Genomic DNA, 16,390 nt, shown 5'->3' with positions numbered 1-16,390 from the left:
AAGAAGGAAGGTCAGGCCGCGCGCTTGCGGCGCAGGGTCTTGATGCGGTCGTAGGCGGCGTTGAGTTCGCGCGCGCGGCTTTCGGCCCGGGCGCGCAGCTCCGGCGCGGCCCCAGCCATGCGGTCCGGGTGGTACTGGGAAATCAGCCGGCGGTAGGCCCGGTCGACTTCGGCATCGCTGGCGTCGCTGGTCAGGTCGAAAGCCCGGTACGGGTTGTCCTTAGCCAGCTTGAACCAGTCCCGGTCGAAGGCATGGCCCAGCAGGATCCCGACCAGCACCCCGAACACCGGGTTGGGGCGGAACAGCAGCGCCCCGGCGATGCCGCCCAGCAACTTTCCGTACCAGCGGTTCATCGATTGCGCCTGCCTGCCGTGGGGTTTCAGGCGCCCATTTTACGGCAGCTTTGCCGGCCCGCCCCCGAGCGCCCGCAGGCGCGTACACTACGCGACCCGCCGCCGCCAGACCGGCGTGCCGGTGTGCCATGCGTGCGGGGTCATTCGCGAAGGACGCGTCACGTCAGGAGTGCCTGTGCCCACCACGCTGTTGCAAGCTGATCTTCCCGGTCTGAACCTGCGCCACCGCGGCAAAGTCCGCGACGTCTTCGACATCCCGCGCGAGCGCCTGCCCGCCAACGCGCCACCCGGTGAATACCTGCTGATCGTCGCTACCGACCGCCTGAGCGCGTTCGACGTGGTCCTGCCCGATCCGATTCCCGGCAAGGGCGAAATGCTCTGCCAGATCTCGAACTTCTGGTTCGAGAAGACCGCGCACCTGATGCCCAACCACCTGACCGGCATTGATGTGGCAAGCGTCCTGCCCGATGGCGTGGACCCGGCCTTGTACGCCAGGCGCGCGGTGGTCACCAAGAGACTCAAACCGGTGCCGGTGGAAGCCATCGCCCGCGGCTACCTGATCGGCAGCGGCTGGAAGGACTACCAGCGCACCGGCAAGGTCAGCGGCATCGAACTGCCCGATGGCCTGCAGCAGGCACAGAAACTGCCCGAGCCGATCTTCACCCCCTCGACCAAGGCCGCCGTCGGCGACCACGACGAGAACATCGACTTCGACGCGATGGTGCGTGCCGTCGGCGCGGACCTGGCCGAGCGCGTGCGCGATGCGACCCTGCGCATCTACGCCTTCGCCGCCGAGTACGCAGCCCAGCGCGGCATCCTGCTGGCCGACACCAAGTTCGAGTTCGGCACCGATGCCGACGGCCGCCTGTACATCATGGACGAGATGCTGACGCCGGATTCCTCGCGCTACTGGCCGGCGGCCGAGTACCAGGTGGGCACCAGTCCGCCCAGCTACGACAAGCAGATCGTGCGCGACCACCTGGAAACCACCGACTGGGGCAAGACCGCGCCCGGCCCGGTGCTGCCGGCCGAAGTGATCGAGCGCACCCGCGCCCGCTACGCCGAAGCCCTGCAGAAGCTGGCCGACATCACCGTCGACTGACCGCTCGTGGGAGCCACTTCAGCGGCGATAGGCCATCGCAATCACGCCCATCGCCGCTGACGCAGCTCCCACGACACCACGAAGTCCCCCGCGCTTTGCAGCGAACACATCCTCGGGAGGGATTGATGAACGCGCCTGCCACCCGGCCGATCGACGACTGGTTCGCCAGTTATTCGCGTGACCATCGCGACCCCGTCAACCAGGCCATCCATGTGGTCGCCGTGCCTGCCATCCTGTGGTCGGTGATCGCGCTGCTGTGGTGCATTCCGATCCATGCCAGCTGGTTCCGCAGCGGCGTGTGGGCGGCGCTGGCGATGTTCGCCGCGTGGACCTTCTACAACCGGCTCTCGCGCCGGATCGGCTATGGCATGTTCGTGGTGTTCTTCACCATGGGCTGCGTGTGCCGGCTGGTGACCCTGCGCGCCGGCACCGAGGTACTGTTGTGGGGCGCGGTGGCGGTGTTCGTGGCGGCGTGGATCGCGCAGTTCGTCGGCCACAAGATCGAAGGCCGCAAACCCAGCTTCCTCACCGACATCGTCTACCTGCTGATCGGCCCGATCTGGGTGCTGGCCAAGTTCTATCGCAGGATGGGCTGGCGCTACTGATTGCCGCACCCGCTGTTCAACGCGTCGTCCCCAGCATCGCAGCGGTCGGCGCAAAGGCGCGCGGTGCGTAGCCGAAGTCGGCCCTGGCCGGCGAGCTGTCGAACACCAGGTCCTGCCGCATCCGTGCCAGGGTGGCGGCGTTGAGCGAACGGGCGACGCCGAACCGCTGCGCGAGGCCGACCACGCTCCTGAAGACCGGCGCCGGCAGTTCCAACAGCCGCGCCGGCGGTGACATCGCCGCCAGCGTCCGCGCGACCATTACGCGATAGGCCAGCGTTTCGCCGCCGGGCAAGGCGTAGGCCTGGCCGAAGGTTGCCGGGCGATCAAGCACCGCCAGGGCCGCTTCGGCCAGGTCCTGCACGTGCACCGGCTGGCGCAGGCCGTTGACGCCATTGGGCAGTGGAAACCAGCCGAAACGCCGCGCCAGCGCGGCGATCTGGGTCAGCGAGGCATCGCGGCCGGCGCCGTAGACCAGGGTTGGCCGCAGCAGCGTGGCCTGCGCGCCGGTCGCTGCCGCCTGTGCGAACACGCCCTGCTCGGCCGCAGCAAGCCGCGCGGCCAGGTCGCGTTCGTCTGCGTCGATCGAATCCTGCTTGGTCGCCAGGCTGGTCGAACCGAAGGCGACCACGCGCGGCGCCCGCACCACGCCCCGCGCATACCAGCGCGCGAACCCATCCAGCGGCCCGGCGCTGAAGATCGCATCCACGGCCGCCGGCGCACCCTCCAGGTGATCCAGGTCCCCGCGCAGCCAGCACACCCCGGCCTGCACGACCTGCGGTTGGCGCGACACGGCCCACATGCGCCAGCCCGCATGCAGCAGGCCGGCGATCAACGGCCGGCCGATCTGTCCGGTCCCACCGAACAACAAGGCATCAGGCATCGGCAGCGACGTCACGCAGGGTCAGGCGCAGCCACGCCCAGCCGATCAGCGCCGAGATCACCGAGCCGCACAGGATTCCCAGGATCGTGGATTCGCCGAAATGCCCCGGCGTGTTGCCGAAGGCCAGGTTGGCGATGAACAGGCTCATGGTGAAGCCCACCCCACACAGCATGCCCAGGCCCAGCAGCGCCTTGAAGTCCATGCCGTCGGGATAACGCGCGATGCCGGTCGCGCGCGCGAGTACGGCGACCGCCACGATGCCGACCGGCTTGCCCAGGACCAGTCCGAGCACCACGCCCAGCGGCACCGGCGCCAGCACGTCGCCGACTTTCAGGCCGGCCAGTGCCAGGCCCGCGTTGGCAAAGGCGAACAGCGGCAGCACCGCATAGGCCACCCACGGATGCAGGGCATGCTCCAGCGTTTCCAGCGGCGACGGCGCGTCAGCGTCCTTGCCGCGCAGCGGGATCAGCAGGCCGGTGACCACGCCGGCCAGCGTGGCATGCACGCCGGACTTCAACACGCAGTACCAGACCACCGCGCCGATCAGCAGGTACGGCGCCAAGGCCGTCACCCCGCGCCAGTTGAGCAGCAGCATCAGGCCGATGCCGGCCGCGGCCCAGGCCAACATCCCGGCCTGCAGATCGTGGGTGTAGAAGATGGCGATGATGACGATGGCCACCAGGTCGTCCACCACCGCGATCGTGGACAGCAGCAGCTTCATGCCCAGCGGCACGCGCGAACCCAGCAGCGCCAGGATGCCCAGGGCGAAGGCGATGTCGGTGGCGGTCGGGACGGCCCAGCCGCGCAACGCGGTGGCATCGCCCTGGTTGACGCCGAAGAACAGCAGCGCCGGCACCGCCACGCCACCCATGGCACACAGCACCGGCAGCAACATCTGCGACACGCTGGACAGCTGCCCGCAGGCGACTTCGCGCTTGATCTCCAGCGCCACCAACAGGAAGAACACCGCCATCAACGCATCGTTGATCCAATGTTCGGCACCCATCTGCAGCGAGAACCCGCCGACGTTGAAGCCGATCGGCAGATGGCGGAAATGTTCGTAGGCGTCATGCCAGGGCGAATTGGCCACCACCATCGCCAGCGCCGCGGCGATCATCAACACGATGCCGGAAGCCGCCTGCAGGCGGAAGAATTCACCCAGCAGCTGCACGGCGCGCGACAGCGGTCTGGCGATGGGCGTGAGTACAGAATTCATGCAACGAGTATGACAGGCACGCCTTTGCTGCCCGACGCCCTCACGATGACAGCGAGGCCAGCTCCAGTGCGACCCAGCCGACGAAGGCCAGCAACAGCACCGCCGCCTCGCCGCGGCTGACGCGCGCGTCGCCGCGCAACATCGGCACCAGCACCACGGCCAGGGCGATGGCGGCCGGCAGTTCCAGCCGCACGAACGAGGCCGGCAGCGCCAGCGGCGCGATCACCGCCATGCCACCAATCACCAGCAGCAGGTTGCACACGCTGGAGCCGATCACATGGCCCAGGACCATGTCGCCCTGGCCGCGCCGGGCGGCGACGATGGCCGCGGCGATTTCCGGCAGGGCACTGCCGATGGCCAGCGGCAGCAGGCCGGCCATCAGCGGGGTCAGGCCCAGCGACGGGGCGATGCCCTGCATCGCCTGGACCACATCGCGCGCGCCGTAGCCCAGCAGCACCACGCCGATCACCAGCCGGACCAGGTTGAGCCACAGCACGGTGCGGGTGGAAGCAAAGGTTTCCACGCTGGTACGGACTGCCGGCGCCTCACTGCGCCCCAGCACCACCATGCGCACCAACACCACGACGAAGCCCACCAGCAGGATCGTGCCTTCAAGCCGGTTGATCCGGCCATCCAGCCCGAACACCATCACCAGCGCAGTGGCCACGACCAGCACGAGCAACAGCGGCGACAGCAGCCGCATGCGCACCAGCAGCGGCGCGCACAGCGCGGCCAGCGGCAGGGTCAGGCCCAGGTTCACCAGATTGCTGCCGACCGCATTGCCCAGGGCCAGCGCCGGCTCGCCCTTGATCAGCGCCGCGGCATTGATGAACAACTCCGGCAGCGAGGTGCCGAACGCCATCAGCAGCAGGCCGGCAGTGAACGGCGACAGCCCGGCCTTCTGGGCCAGGCCCGACACGCCCTTGACCAGCGTGTCGCCGCCCAGCGCCAGCAGCACCAGGCCCAGCACGAACAGACCCCAGGCTTCGACCATCACACGTCCCCACGTCGGCTATGTCGCGATTCTAGGCGCAAACGCCTGCCTGCCGGCTTCAACCCGCGCCGGCCATCGCGCGCAGGCCGATCCCGACCAGGTAGGCCAGCACCGTGCCGGTCGCATAGCCCAGGGTGCCCAGCAACGCGCCCACCGGCGCCAGCGCCGGATGGAACACCGCCGCCACCACCGGTGCCGAGGCCGGCCCGCCGATGTTGCTCTGCGAACCGATGGCGAAATAGAAGAACGGCACTTTCAGCAGCTTGCCCAACCCCCACAGCAGCACGATGTGGACCAGGATCCAGATGATCCCCAGCGCGAACAGCCACGGCCGGTCCAGCAGCGCGGCGATGTCCATCTGCATGCCGATGCAGGCGATCAGCACGTACAGCAACAGCGTGCCGATCTTCGAGGCACCGGCACCGTCGAGCTTGCGCGCGCCGGTGAAGCTCAACCCCAGGCCGATCACCGTGGACAGCAGCACCACCCACACGTACGGCGAATCCAGGCTGGCCGAATGCGCCCACGGATACGGCGCGAACCACGCCGCCAGCGGCGGCGACACCGCATGGGCCAGGCCGACCACGCCGAACGCCACGCCGATGATCAGCATGTAATCGGCCAGGGTCGGGATGCGCGCGTGCTGCGCGCTGTAATCGGCCAGGCGCTGCTGCAGGTCTTCCAGCGCGCGCGTGTCGGCGCCGGAGCGCGCGTCGATCTGCTTGGCGCGACCGGCCAGGAAGATCAGCACCGCCATCCACACATAGCCCACGCCCACGTCCAGCACCACGAACTGGCCGAAGGTGGTTTCGTTGACCTGGAAGATCTCCTTCATCGCGACCATGTTGGCGCCGCCGCCGATCCAGCTGCCCGCCAGCGCGGCCATGCCGCCCCAGGTGTCGCCGGCAACGGTGGCCGGATGCAGCTGGCCCATCAGCCAGAACGCGAAGAAGGCGCCCAGCATGATGCTCAGCGACGAGCCGAAATACATGGCCAGCAGCTTCCAGCCCAGGCCGAGCACCGCCTTGAGGTCGATGGTCAGGGTCAGCAGCACCAGCGCCGCGGGCAGCAGCACGCGACTGGCGACCGGGTTGTAGAGCTGGCTGTTGGCGCCATCGATCAAGCCGATCGAATTGAAGATGCCGGGGATGAAGTAGCACAGCAGCAGCGGCGGCACGACGGCGTAGAACTTCTGCCATCCGCCACTGGGACGCGAGGCGGTCCAGAACACGAAGGCGAGTGTGGCGGCGATCAATCCAAACAGGACGATGTCGTTCTGGATCAGGGCGTGGGAGGACTCAGGCATGGCGCTCGATGGTACGGGCCGCGGATGCGTGCGCAAGCACTTCGGCGCGACGGTGGGAAGGAGATGACCCGATGGTCAGCCGTCAGCGCACCGGCACGTCGTACAGCGTGTGCGGCGTCGGCTCGGGCTGGAAGGTGTAGTGCCACCACTCCTTGGGATAGTTGGCGAAGCCACGCCGGCGCATCGCTTCCAGCAGCAGCCTGCGGTGATCGCGCTGCGCGGCGGTGATGTCCGCGGCATCGGTATGCGCACGCGGATCGAAGAAATCGAACGGCGTGCCCATGTCCAGCGCTTCGCAGTGATCATGCGTGCAGCGCACCAGGGTCAGGTCAACCGTGGCGCCACGGCTGTGGCCGGACACTTCAGCCACATAGCCGTCGGGAATGATCCGCGCCTTGTCCAGCGCCGGATAGAACTCGGCCTTCATGCGCTGGTCGGACAGATCCCCGGCCCAGCGCACGAAGGCCTGCACTGCGCGCACCGGCCGGTAGCAGTCGAACAGCTTCAGGCCCAATCCGCGCGTGCGCAGGTCGGCCTGCACCTGCGCCAGCGCGCGGGCTACCGGCGCCAGCAACAGGCACTTGGCCGCGCCATAGCCTTCAACCGGAGCGCCAGTGAAATTGTGCTCACCGGCATAGCGGATCTCCAGCTGCACGTCCGGGGCGAGCGTGGCGATGTCCACCAGGTCCGCCTGCGCGGCGGTGGTGGCCGGCGAAACCCGCATCGGCTCCGATGCGACGGCGCCGCTGGCCGCCGACAACAGCACCAGCGCAGCGCTTGCCAGGCCACGGCGCCGGCCAGTCGCTGTCACGCGCATCGACGGGCCGCTGGCCTGCATCACATGCCGTCTTCCTGCGCGCCGGTGTCCGCTGGCGGCAGGGTCAGGTCATGGAGGATGCGCAGGTCCTCGGCATCCAGCACCTTGCCCTCCATGCCACGGAAGTGGTGGCGGAAGGATTGCACCGTGTCGCCACGGTTGGTCAGCGGGTAGCCCAGCTCGGACAGTGCCAGCCACGGGTCGAAATCCGCCGGCGCCGGTGGCGCATCGGCACGCGGCCAACGCCCGAAACCGGCATCGGCCAACTGTTTCCAAGGGAACAGCGGACCCGGGTCGATCTTGCGCCCCGGCGCCAGGTCTTCATGGCCGATGATCGCGGTGCGCGGGATGTGGTGGCGCTTGCACAGGTCGTCCAGCAGCAGGATCAGGCTGTCGATCTGCGCCTGGGCAAACGGCGCATGACCGTTGTTGTCCAGCTCGATCCCGATCGAGGCCGAATTCACGTCGCTGATGGCGCCCCAGTGGCCGGCACCGGCATGCCAGGCGCGCCGGTCGTCGCTGACCAGCTGGTAGCGCTTGCCATCGGCGCCGATCAGGTAATGCGCGCTGACCTTGCCCTTGCTGTTGGCGCTGCGCAGCGTGTCCAGGCTCTGCTGCACCGAGTCCTGGTCGGTGTAGTGGATCACCACCAGGACCGGCCCGCGGTTGTTCTGGTTGGGCGATTTGACCCACTGCGCCAATGGATTCTTGGCCGGCAGGCTGGCACAGGAGCTCAGCATCAGCGCCAGTAGCGCGCTACCCAGCAGGGCCAGGCCGCGATGGCGGCGAAAGGAGGGGTTGGAGGTCATGGCATGGCCTTGGTCTGGAAAGGAAAAACGCACGCGTCGCATCACGGGGCCGGGCAGGCCGCGGTGCGGTGGAACTGCAGGTCGCGGTAGTCGTAGCTGAAATCAGCATCGGGATCGATCGCCGCCAGGGTCAGGCTGACGTCGTCGCCCTTGCTGGCGAAAGTGAGCCAGGGTTCGGCATCGACGCTGGCATCGTCCCAGTCCACCAGCAGGTGCTGGCCGACCTGCATCACCACGCCGTGCATGCGCGGCGACTTGGCTGCACGGAACACGACGCCCGGCCCTGCCGGACACAGGCTGACCTGGCCGAACCACGCATCGGTGTAGATGCCCTGCCAGCGCTTGAACGCGGCAGCCGTGACCGCCTTGCGTGCCGAGGTGTCCGGCACCGGATCGGGCGCGCTGGCTTTCGAATGCGCCCTGGCATCCTCCAGCAGCGTGGCGTAGTGATCCACGTCCAGCGACTTGCCCGGCGCGGTGTAGAGCTTGGTCAGCGCCTCGGTAAGCGTGGTGCGTGCGGCCTCGCCTTCACCGTTGATCAGCACCACGAAGCCGGTATTCAGGTCAGGCAACAACGTCACCGACGAATACATGCCCATCAGGGTGCCGGTGTGGGCCACGCGCCACTGGCCGTCGACATCTGACAGCCGCCAGGCATAGCCATAGCCGTAGAGATGCGTGCCGTCCCACGCGCGCATCTGGCTGGAAATCGGCATCGGCGTATGCAGCGTCCACAGCGCGGCGCGCTGCTGCGCCGAGACCCACGGATGCGGGTTGTCGGTGTCCAGCCACATGCTGATCCAGCGGGTCATGTCGCGCACGCTGCAGCGGATGCCACCCGCAGACATCGAGGGATTGTCGGGCACCTGCGCCGGGTCCTGGCGCACCACCACGTTGCGTCCGTCCTGCCGCATGTGCGGCTGGGCGACGTTGCCGACCGCATCGCGATCGAATGCACCGACCTGGCAGCGGTCCATGCCCAGTGGCCCGAACACCTGCTCGCGCACCAGCTGGTCGTAAGGCTTGCCGCCGGCCCTGGCCGCCACTTCTCCGGCGACCACGTACATCAGGTTGTCGTAGGCGTAATGCGAGCGGAAGCTGTGGGTGGGCTTCAAATGCGCCAGCCCGGCGATGATGTCGGCGCGGGTGAAGTCGTTCGGCTCCGGCCACAGCATCAGGTCGCCCGCGCCCAGCCCCAGCCCGCTGTTGTGGATCAGCAGGTCGCGCACCTGGATGTGCTGGGTGACCCACGGGTCGTACATGCGGAAATCGGGGAGATACCTGGTGACCGGGTCGTCCCACCGCAGCTTGCCCTGGTCCACCAGCCGCGCCAGCACGCCGGTGGTCATGGCCTTGCTGTTGGAAGCGATCTTGAACAGCGAATCCGGCGTGACCGGTTTGCCGCTGCCGGCTTCCAGTTCACCGGCGGTGCGCAGGTACACGACCTTGCCATCGTGGACCACGCCCACCGCCAGGCCTGGCAGCTGGTAGCGGGCCATGGTCTGGTCGAACAGCGTGTCGAACACCTGCTGCGGCTGCGATTCCGGCGTCGCCGCAGCGGTTGCCGCCAGCAGGGTCAGGCATAGCAGCGGCCAGGCCCGTGCGGCGGAGGCAGACCATCTGCGGCGATGTGATGCAGGCATGCGGGACAACCGTGGGTTGGCGCGTCAGTGGCACCGGGCGATCCGCCGCCCGGTGCCGTGCCGCTTAGAAGTTGTAGGTGAAATCGGCATACACCTGTCGGCCGATCGCGCTATAGGAATGGTTGTAGAACGGATACGCGGTGTAGCTGACATCCGTGGGCGGCATCTTGTCGAACAGGTTGGTCACGCTCAGGCCGATGGTCGCCTGCGGAGTGATCTTCTTGGACAGGCTGGCGTTCCACACGATGTACGGGGCGATGCGCGCGGTCTCCGCGTAATTGGGCAGCGAGCCCCAGCGGTAGCCGTAGAGCGTGGCGTTCCAGTCACCGCCGCTCCAGTCGGCCTGCCAGTTCACCCGGCTGCGGAAGTTGTAGTAACCCGAATCGGTGGCCAGTTCGTCAACCACCTCATCGCCGGGATACAGCTGGCTCTCCATCTTCATGACCTTGGTGTAGCCGGCCTTGAGGTTGAGCACACCCCAGTTGTCGGTGCGGATGCGGTAGCGCCACGAGGTATCCAGGCCTTCGGTGCGACTCATGGACTGGTTGATCGGATAGGACGTGAATGCGGTGATGTTGCCATCGGCATCACGCGTCACCAGGCTCTTGTAGAAGGTGCACGACGCCGAATTTCCATCCACCGCCACGCCGTTGGCATTGCTGCCCAGGCGACAGGCCGCTTCCTGGTCCATCAGGTAGGTGCTGTCGATCTGCTGCACTTCGCCGTACAGCTTGATGCGGTAGTAATCCACGCTCAGCGACATGTCCGGGGTGATGTCCCAGACCGCGCCGAGCGAGTCGGATTTTCCGGTTTCCTCGGTCAGGCTCTGGTTGCCTTCGTAGGTGTTGTAGACCTGGTAGTAATAGCTGTCATTTCCGGTGCAGGCGGCCGACTTGGGGTCGATCCCGGCGCTGCGGCACTTGTAGGCATCCACCACGTAGGCGTAGTTGCTCGACTGGCCCGAGTACAGATAGGTCAGGTCCGGCGCGCGGAAGGTGGTGGCGTGGGTGGCACGCAGCAACAGGCGCTTGAACGGCCGGTATTCCAGCCCGCTCTGCCAGGTGAAGGCGCCGCCCACGTCGCTGCTGTCCACGTAGTCGTCGTAGCGGCCAGCCAGGTGCGCGGTCAGCGTGCTGAACACCGGGATGCTCAGCTCCAGGCCCATGGCGTACTTGTTGCGCGCGCCGCCGGCCGTGGTGGCGGTGTAGTTGTAGATCGAATCGGTGCCGGTGTAGTCCGGCCGGCTGCGCACGTCCGGATCCAGGGAATAGGACTGGCGCGCGGCTTCGGCGACGAAGGCCAGCCCCACCGGGCCGGCCGGCAGGTCGAACAGCGTGCCGGTCAGCGAGAACTGGCCCTGCGCGTTTTCGGACGTGCCGTGGTTGGTCATGATGGTGGTGATGGACTCGTAGTCCGCCGCGCTGATCGGGCTGAACAGCCGGTCGACGTTGACGCTGCGGATCTCGTAGCCGGCCGCATCGTAGCCCTGCAGCTCGCCCAGGAAATAATCGCGTGCCGCGTCGGTCACGAAGCGCCGGCGCTTGACCGTGATGTCGTCGCGCGAATAGTTCGCGCTGGCGTCCCAGTCGAAGCGGTCAAAAATCCTGCCGCGCACGCCGAAGGCGAAGTTGTACGAATTCTCTTCGTAGGTGGTCGGCACCAGGCCACCGATCTCGTCCGGGGTCACGATGCGCGAGGCCGATACCAGGCCCAGGCTCGGGTCGTCCACATAGGTCGACGAACTCCAGTAGTACTGGTTCTTGTTGTAGCTGGTGTCCTTGGACTGGTTGACCAGCACCTGCGCATAACCCTGCGTGTTGGGGGTGAAGTCGAAGGTGCCGTACAGGTAGGCCGAATGCTTGTCGTAGCCGTTCTGGATCGAAGCCCAGGCCGGATAGTTGTACGAACCGCAGCGGTTGGCCGCCGCGCCGCTGCCGCTGGAGTTGAACGTCGTGAAATCCGAGTTGACCTGCGAGCACGCCGATTCCAGCGCCGCGGTCGAGCTGGACAGCGCGCCGCTCTCACTGGGCCACAGGTAGCCGGAGGTGGCGCTGTACAGGTACACGCCGGACTGGCCGGTGGCGTTGGCCTGGTTGTCCTTGTACTTGGGGTTGTCGTAGTACGAATCCTGGATGCTGCGCTGGCTGGCCATGACCGCTTCGCGGTTGAGCTGCTCGAAGGCGTAGGTCAGGCTCCAGCGGTCGCCGGTCTTGCCGCCGGACCATTCCAGCAGGCCGGTGTCGCCACCACCCTGGGTGGTCGTGCCGCCGCGCACGTGGATGGTGTCGCCGCTGAAGTTGGTCTTGGTGATGACGTTGACCACGCCGGCAACCGCATCGGAGCCATAGATCGCCGAAGCGCCACCGGACAGGATCTCGATGCGCTCCACCGCCGCGGCCGGGATGCTGCCCAGGCTCACCGCCTGCGAAGTACCGCCGTACGCCTGCGGGTAATCGGCCATGCGCTTGCCGTTGAGCAGCACCAGCGTATAGCCCGGGCCCATGCCGCGCAGGTTGAGGAACTGACCATCGGCGGTGGAACCGGTCTGGTCGCTTTCGTTCTGGGTGTCGCCGGTGTTCTGGGTGAGCGTGGTCAAGGCGTCCTGCACCGTGGTGAAGCCCTGGCGTTCCATGTCCGCGGCGCTGATCACGGTCACCGGCGCGGGGCCTTCGCTTTGCGAACGCGCGATACGCGAGCCGGTCACCGTGACCTTGTCCAGCTGGCGGGCCTTGGCCGTGGCAGTGGAGGTCGCGTTGTCCTGGTCGTCGGTTGAAGTCGACTGCGCCAGCGCCAGGCCAGGTGCGCACAGGGCCACCACCAGCGCGAGGCTCAAGCGGTGGAGCGGGATCGAAATGGAACGAGCTGACACGGTGGGCTCTCCTGGAGGATGGAACGCGGTGACGGGCGTGCGTCCCCCCGCCGTCTCCAGTTGCCCGCCCATGCCTTGCGGCACCCGGCCCACACGCCGCCACGACCGCTGCCCATGGCACCGCCCGCGCCGGCGCCTGGCCTGCGTCACTTCTGATCCCGGCAGGTGCGCTGTGCACCCTGTGATGGCGGCCGCTGTCCGCAACGCCGGGCTGGCCGGCGACGGTCCGAACGACGCTGCGCGTGGTCCCGCGCCGCGGGTCGACCCATGTCGCCCCGTGGCATCCACGTGCCGCCAGTCCCACTGGCGATCTGCGTCCGCGCAGCCTTGATGTATCACGCGAAATTCGGCCCGGTCAATAAATTATTCTTGTCAGAAATTGTCATATACGCATTTATTCCGCAAGGGCCGCAACATCCGAAAAACAACGGCCCGCCGAAGCGGGCCGTCGCCAATGTCCCGGATCCTCAATAGAACTTGTAGGACAGCTCCAGCGTGTAGGCGCGGCCACGCGGATCGGCCACGCGCGGCTCCCAGCCGGCGCCGGCGGCGTAGTCGTTCATGTGCGCGGTGAACGGCGGATCGGTATCGAACAGGTTCTTGATGCCGAAGGTCACGCCCAGCTTGTCGAAGCCCTTGTAGGTCAGGCTGTAGTTGTAGGTCGTGTCGCTGTCCACGTCCGGGTCCCACCGCGGCGGGATGTAGGTGCCGTTGCGCACGCTGACCGGTTCTTCGTCCTTGTAGCCGGCGCGGTAGATCTGGGTGATCGACTGGGACCAGTTGCCGCGCAGGTAGCTCACGCTTAGGGTGTGCTTCCAGCGGATCGGCAGGCTGTAGTAACGCACGTAGTCGCCAACCAGGTTGCCGCTGTAGGGCAGCGTGTCCAGGTCCTGGGTCTTGTAGGTGTCCAGGTAGCTGCCGTTGAGGTGCACGCGCCAGTCGCCACCCAGCACGTCGTCGAAGGTCACGTTGATGTCGGTTTCGATGCCGCGCATCAGGCTGCCGCCGGAGTTGACGTAGCGCTGGTCGATGGCGGTGATGTTGCCGTCCGCGTCGCGGATGAAGTTGCTGGCGAAGGTGTCGTAGTTGGCCACCAGCGTGTCGATGTCCACGCCCGAGCGGATGGTCTTCTCGCGCTTGATCTCCCACCAGTCCACGCTCATGTTGAACCACGCCACCGGCGCGATCACCACGCCCAGGCTCTTCTGCCTGGATTCTTCCGGGTCCAGGTCCTTCTTGCCGCCGGTGAGCAGGTTGGGCTGGATGCTTTCGCATCCCGCCACGTTCGGGTTGGCCACGCCGCCCGGACAGGTCGCCGGGTCGGCCAGGTCCAGGCCGGTGTACGGGCTTTCGGACTCGCCGTAGTACAGCTGGTTGAAGGTCGGCACCTTGAAGCCGGTGCTGTAGGCGCCGCGGAAAGCAAGTGCGTCGAACGGCTGGTACTTGAAGGAGACCTTCGGGTTGGCGGTGCCGCCGAAGCCTTCGTAATGGTCGTAGCGTTCGGCCAGGGTCAGCTCCAGCGTGTCCAGCAGCGGCAGGTACAACTCGGCGTAGACGGCCTTGGTGTCGCGGCTGACGTTCTGCAGGATGTTGCCGTTGTCAAACGGGGCCTGGTAGACGCCGTCGTAGGGATCTTCCAGGGTGCCTTCGGCCTCCACGTTGCCACCGAACTTGTATTCCTCGCGGCGCAGGTCGATGCCGGTGGCCAGCTGCACTTCGCCGCCCGGCAGGCTGAAGCCCAGGCCGCCTGACACGCTGGCATCGAGGCTGGTGGTGGTCGAGGTGCCGCCATACAGCGTGGTCCCGGCGGCCGAGGCATCGGCCAGCCCGGCCATCGCTTCGGCCGACTGCGACTGGCCCGGCAACAGGAACGGATTGAGCACGCCGCTGCCCAGCAACTGGCGGAGCTTGGCCGTGTCGTAGTAACCGCCGCCCAGGGTCGAGGTGGACTTGCTGGACGCGCGCGCGATGCCGGCGTTGTAGTCCCAGCTGCCGAGCTCGCCCTCGAAGCCAAGCAGCAGTCGGTAGGACTTGGTGTTGGTGGAAATCTGGCGCGGGCCGCAGGCCGCACAGCGCCAGCGGTAGGCGATCGGCGCGCCGTAGTTCAGCTGGCCGGCGCCGAAGTACGAGGCCAGCGCGTTGTAGACCTCGTCATAGGACGCGCCCGTGCTGGGGTAGAACGTGGCCGCGTCGAAAGTGCTGTTGGGCGAGATCTGGTAGGCCTCGAAGCTCTTTTCCACATCCACTTCCGAACCGGTGAATTCGACGAAGGCCCGGTGCTGGTCGGAGATCTTGAAGGTCGCCCGGCCGATGATGTCCTTGCTCTCCACCGGCTGGCTGATCACCGCCGCGGCCGGGTAATCGTAGGAACACGCATAGCGCGCCGAGCCGACGCCCCACAGCGTGTTGTCGTAGGCCCCCATCAGGCCGTTGGCGCTGCCAGTCTCGCAGCCGGCCGCGCCGGGCAGGTCGAGCGGATTGATGTACTGCTGGGTCGAACCGTCGGCCGGGTCGATCACGCCGTTGCCGATCAGCGTGTCGGCGCGATTAGCCACGGTCGCATACGGCGTGCCGCGGGTATCGGGCGACAGGCCGCGCTCGGGCTGGAAGCCGTTGGAAAAACTGCGATCGGTGCCGCGCAGGATTTCGTTCTTCTTGTAGCTCACGCTGGCGAACGCATTCCAGCCATCGGTATCCAGATCGCCGCCGCCGACCAGCAGGTTGCCGCGGAAGATGTTGCCGCCGCCATGCTCGGTGGTGTCGGTGAAGCCGGACACTTCCAGTCCCTGGTAGTCGGTCTTGGTGATGAAGTTGATGACGCCGCCGATGGCGTCGGTGCCGTAGATCGCCGAGGCGCCATCGCGCAGGACTTCCACGCGCTCGATGGCGGCGAATGGAATGGAGTTCAGGTCGACGATGCGGCCCTTGAGGCCCTGGGCCGCCACGCGCCGGCCATTGAGCAGCACCAGCGTCGCGTCGGCGCCCTGGCCGCGCAGGTCGGCGCCGGACACGCCGTTGTTGCCGCGCTGGTCCACGCCCGAGACGATACCCACGTTACTGGCCAGGTTGTCCGAACCGTTGCCGGAGATGTTGAGGTAGCTCATCAGCTGTTCGGCCGAACTGATGCCCTGCGCCTCGATCTCCTCGCGCTTGATGACGGTGATCGGCAGTGCGGTTTCGATGTCGGTGCGTTTGATGCGCGAGCCGGTCACGCTGACCTTGTCCAGCTGCTTGGTGGTGGCATCGGGCGTGGCCTGGTCGGCCGACTGCGCCTGGGCCACGGCCGGCAGGCACAGCGAGGTCAGCAGCGCGATCGCGAGGCGGTTGCGACGGAGGAACAACGAAGATTCAACAGACATGGGTCACGCTCTCCAGAGCCAATGTGTGGATACCTGACTTCACCTGTGGCCATCCGGCTGCGCGCCCCGGCTCCCCTTCCGGAACCCGCACCTGATGCACACGGCCGCTGCACCGGTTCCATCCGGTCAATGGCGCCCTTTGCCCGGCCCGGTCGACGACTCCTGCGCCGCATGCCCGCGAGGGGCGAGCGCGGCACGGCCGACGAAACGCAGCTGCGCCACACGGGCGAAGGCCGCTGTTTCGCTGACGCACCTGCTGGAGTCGACGCTCGGTCCATGGCCGTCACTGCTTGCCGAATGGCACATCCCCTGCCACACGAAGCGGGTGTCATGACACAGTCCGCCACATGGATGTAACACGCGCCAAGATCATGGTCAATAATTTATTCTTGATTTTTCTTGGGACTGGAATAACTATTCCCCGCATCCTTTCTTCG

Annotated in this window: 12 protein-coding genes; 2 read left to right on the top strand and 10 right to left on the bottom strand. The window is 66.9% G+C overall.

All coding sequences use genetic code 11. The features are described from left to right. Positions 1-11: 11 nt before the first annotated feature. Positions 12-353 carry a J domain-containing protein gene (locus O8I58_RS14870; RefSeq protein WP_298317680.1) on the bottom strand — a complete coding sequence of 114 codons (342 nt, stop codon included), beginning with the start codon at positions 351-353 and terminating at the stop codon, positions 12-14. A 175-nt stretch (positions 354-528) separates the two neighbouring features. Here O8I58_RS14870 and O8I58_RS14865 point away from each other — a divergent pair, with 175 nt between their 5' ends. Both O8I58_RS14865 and O8I58_RS14860 read left to right on the top strand, forming a co-directional pair. After that, positions 529-1,455 carry a phosphoribosylaminoimidazolesuccinocarboxamide synthase gene (locus O8I58_RS14865; protein ID WP_298317677.1) on the top strand — a complete coding sequence of 309 codons (927 nt, stop codon included), beginning with the start codon at positions 529-531 and terminating at the stop codon, positions 1,453-1,455. A 125-nt stretch (positions 1,456-1,580) separates the two neighbouring features. Further along, on the top strand, positions 1,581-2,060 hold the full coding sequence (locus O8I58_RS14860; RefSeq protein ID WP_298317675.1) for an Mpo1 family 2-hydroxy fatty acid dioxygenase: 480 nt from the start codon (positions 1,581-1,583) through the stop codon (positions 2,058-2,060). Positions 2,061-2,076: 16 nt separating this feature from the next. Here O8I58_RS14860 and O8I58_RS14855 read toward each other — a convergent pair whose 3' ends face one another. The 9 genes from O8I58_RS14855 to O8I58_RS14815 all read right to left on the bottom strand — a co-directional run bounded on the left by O8I58_RS14855 (position 2,077) and on the right by O8I58_RS14815 (position 15,953). Further along, positions 2,077-2,940, bottom strand: a complete 864-nt coding sequence (locus tag O8I58_RS14855) for an NAD-dependent epimerase/dehydratase family protein (RefSeq protein WP_298317672.1) — start codon at positions 2,938-2,940, stop codon at positions 2,077-2,079. Next, positions 2,933-4,156 carry a Na+/H+ antiporter NhaA gene (nhaA, locus tag O8I58_RS14850; RefSeq protein WP_298317669.1) on the bottom strand — a complete coding sequence of 408 codons (1,224 nt, stop codon included), beginning with the start codon at positions 4,154-4,156 and terminating at the stop codon, positions 2,933-2,935. The genes O8I58_RS14855 and nhaA overlap by 8 nt, the downstream gene beginning before the upstream one ends. A 40-nt stretch (positions 4,157-4,196) precedes the next feature. Next, complete coding sequence (locus O8I58_RS14845) at positions 4,197-5,150, bottom strand: sodium:calcium antiporter (RefSeq protein WP_298317666.1); 954 nt, start codon at positions 5,148-5,150, stop codon at positions 4,197-4,199. Positions 5,151-5,208: 58 nt separating this feature from the next. Next, complete coding sequence (locus tag O8I58_RS14840; protein WP_298317663.1) at positions 5,209-6,456, bottom strand: DUF819 family protein; 1,248 nt, start codon at positions 6,454-6,456, stop codon at positions 5,209-5,211. Positions 6,457-6,538: 82 nt separating this feature from the next. Beyond that, entirely contained in the window at positions 6,539-7,180 is a 642-nt protein-coding gene (locus tag O8I58_RS14835; protein WP_298323039.1) for a M15 family metallopeptidase, read from the bottom strand. Between the two features lie 113 nt (positions 7,181-7,293). Beyond that, the gene (locus O8I58_RS14830; RefSeq protein WP_298317660.1) at positions 7,294-8,082 is read right to left on the bottom strand and encodes an N-acetylmuramoyl-L-alanine amidase; all 789 of its coding nucleotides are present in this window, start codon (positions 8,080-8,082) and stop codon (positions 7,294-7,296) included. 41 nt (positions 8,083-8,123) lie between these two features. Beyond that, positions 8,124-9,725, bottom strand: a complete 1,602-nt coding sequence (locus O8I58_RS14825) for a serine hydrolase domain-containing protein (protein ID WP_298317658.1) — start codon at positions 9,723-9,725, stop codon at positions 8,124-8,126. A 64-nt stretch (positions 9,726-9,789) separates the two neighbouring features. After that, positions 9,790-12,594: a TonB-dependent receptor domain-containing protein gene (locus O8I58_RS14820; RefSeq protein WP_298317656.1), complete on the bottom strand. Its 2,805-nt coding sequence runs from the start codon at positions 12,592-12,594 to the stop codon at positions 9,790-9,792. Positions 12,595-13,061: 467 nt separating this feature from the next. Next, positions 13,062-15,953, bottom strand: coding sequence for a TonB-dependent receptor plug domain-containing protein (locus tag O8I58_RS14815; RefSeq protein ID WP_298317654.1), 2,892 nt, complete (start codon positions 15,951-15,953; stop codon positions 13,062-13,064). Between the last annotated feature and the right edge of the window lie 437 nt (positions 15,954-16,390).

Origin of the sequence: Pseudoxanthomonas sp. (genome assembly GCF_027498035.1) — a bacterium.
Lineage (GTDB): Bacteria > Pseudomonadota > Gammaproteobacteria > Xanthomonadales > Xanthomonadaceae > Pseudoxanthomonas_A.
Note: the sequence above shows the minus strand (reverse complement) of the source record. Positions and strands in the feature narration are given on the sequence as shown.

Bases quoted from the DNA above. Each gene is read 5' to 3' on its own strand.
- O8I58_RS14870 (WP_298317680.1), bottom strand. From the start codon at position 353: ATGAACCGCTGGTACGGAAAGTTGCTGGGCGGCATCGCCGGGGCGCTG.
- O8I58_RS14860 (WP_298317675.1), top strand. From the start codon at position 1,581: ATGAACGCGCCTGCCACCCGGCCGATCGACGACTGGTTCGCCAGTTAT.
- O8I58_RS14855 (WP_298317672.1), bottom strand. From the start codon at position 2,940: ATGCCTGATGCCTTGTTGTTCGGTGGGACCGGACAGATCGGCCGGCCG.
- nhaA (WP_298317669.1), bottom strand. From the start codon at position 4,156: ATGAATTCTGTACTCACGCCCATCGCCAGACCGCTGTCGCGCGCCGTG.
- O8I58_RS14845 (WP_298317666.1), bottom strand. From the start codon at position 5,150: ATGGTCGAAGCCTGGGGTCTGTTCGTGCTGGGCCTGGTGCTGCTGGCG.
- O8I58_RS14840 (WP_298317663.1), bottom strand. From the start codon at position 6,456: ATGCCTGAGTCCTCCCACGCCCTGATCCAGAACGACATCGTCCTGTTT.
- O8I58_RS14835 (WP_298323039.1), bottom strand. From the start codon at position 7,180: ATGCGGGTTTCGCCGGCCACCACCGCCGCGCAGGCGGACCTGGTGGAC.
- O8I58_RS14830 (WP_298317660.1), bottom strand. From the start codon at position 8,082: ATGACCTCCAACCCCTCCTTTCGCCGCCATCGCGGCCTGGCCCTGCTG.
- O8I58_RS14825 (WP_298317658.1), bottom strand. From the start codon at position 9,725: ATGCCTGCATCACATCGCCGCAGATGGTCTGCCTCCGCCGCACGGGCC.
- O8I58_RS14815 (WP_298317654.1), bottom strand. From the start codon at position 15,953: ATGTCTGTTGAATCTTCGTTGTTCCTCCGTCGCAACCGCCTCGCGATC.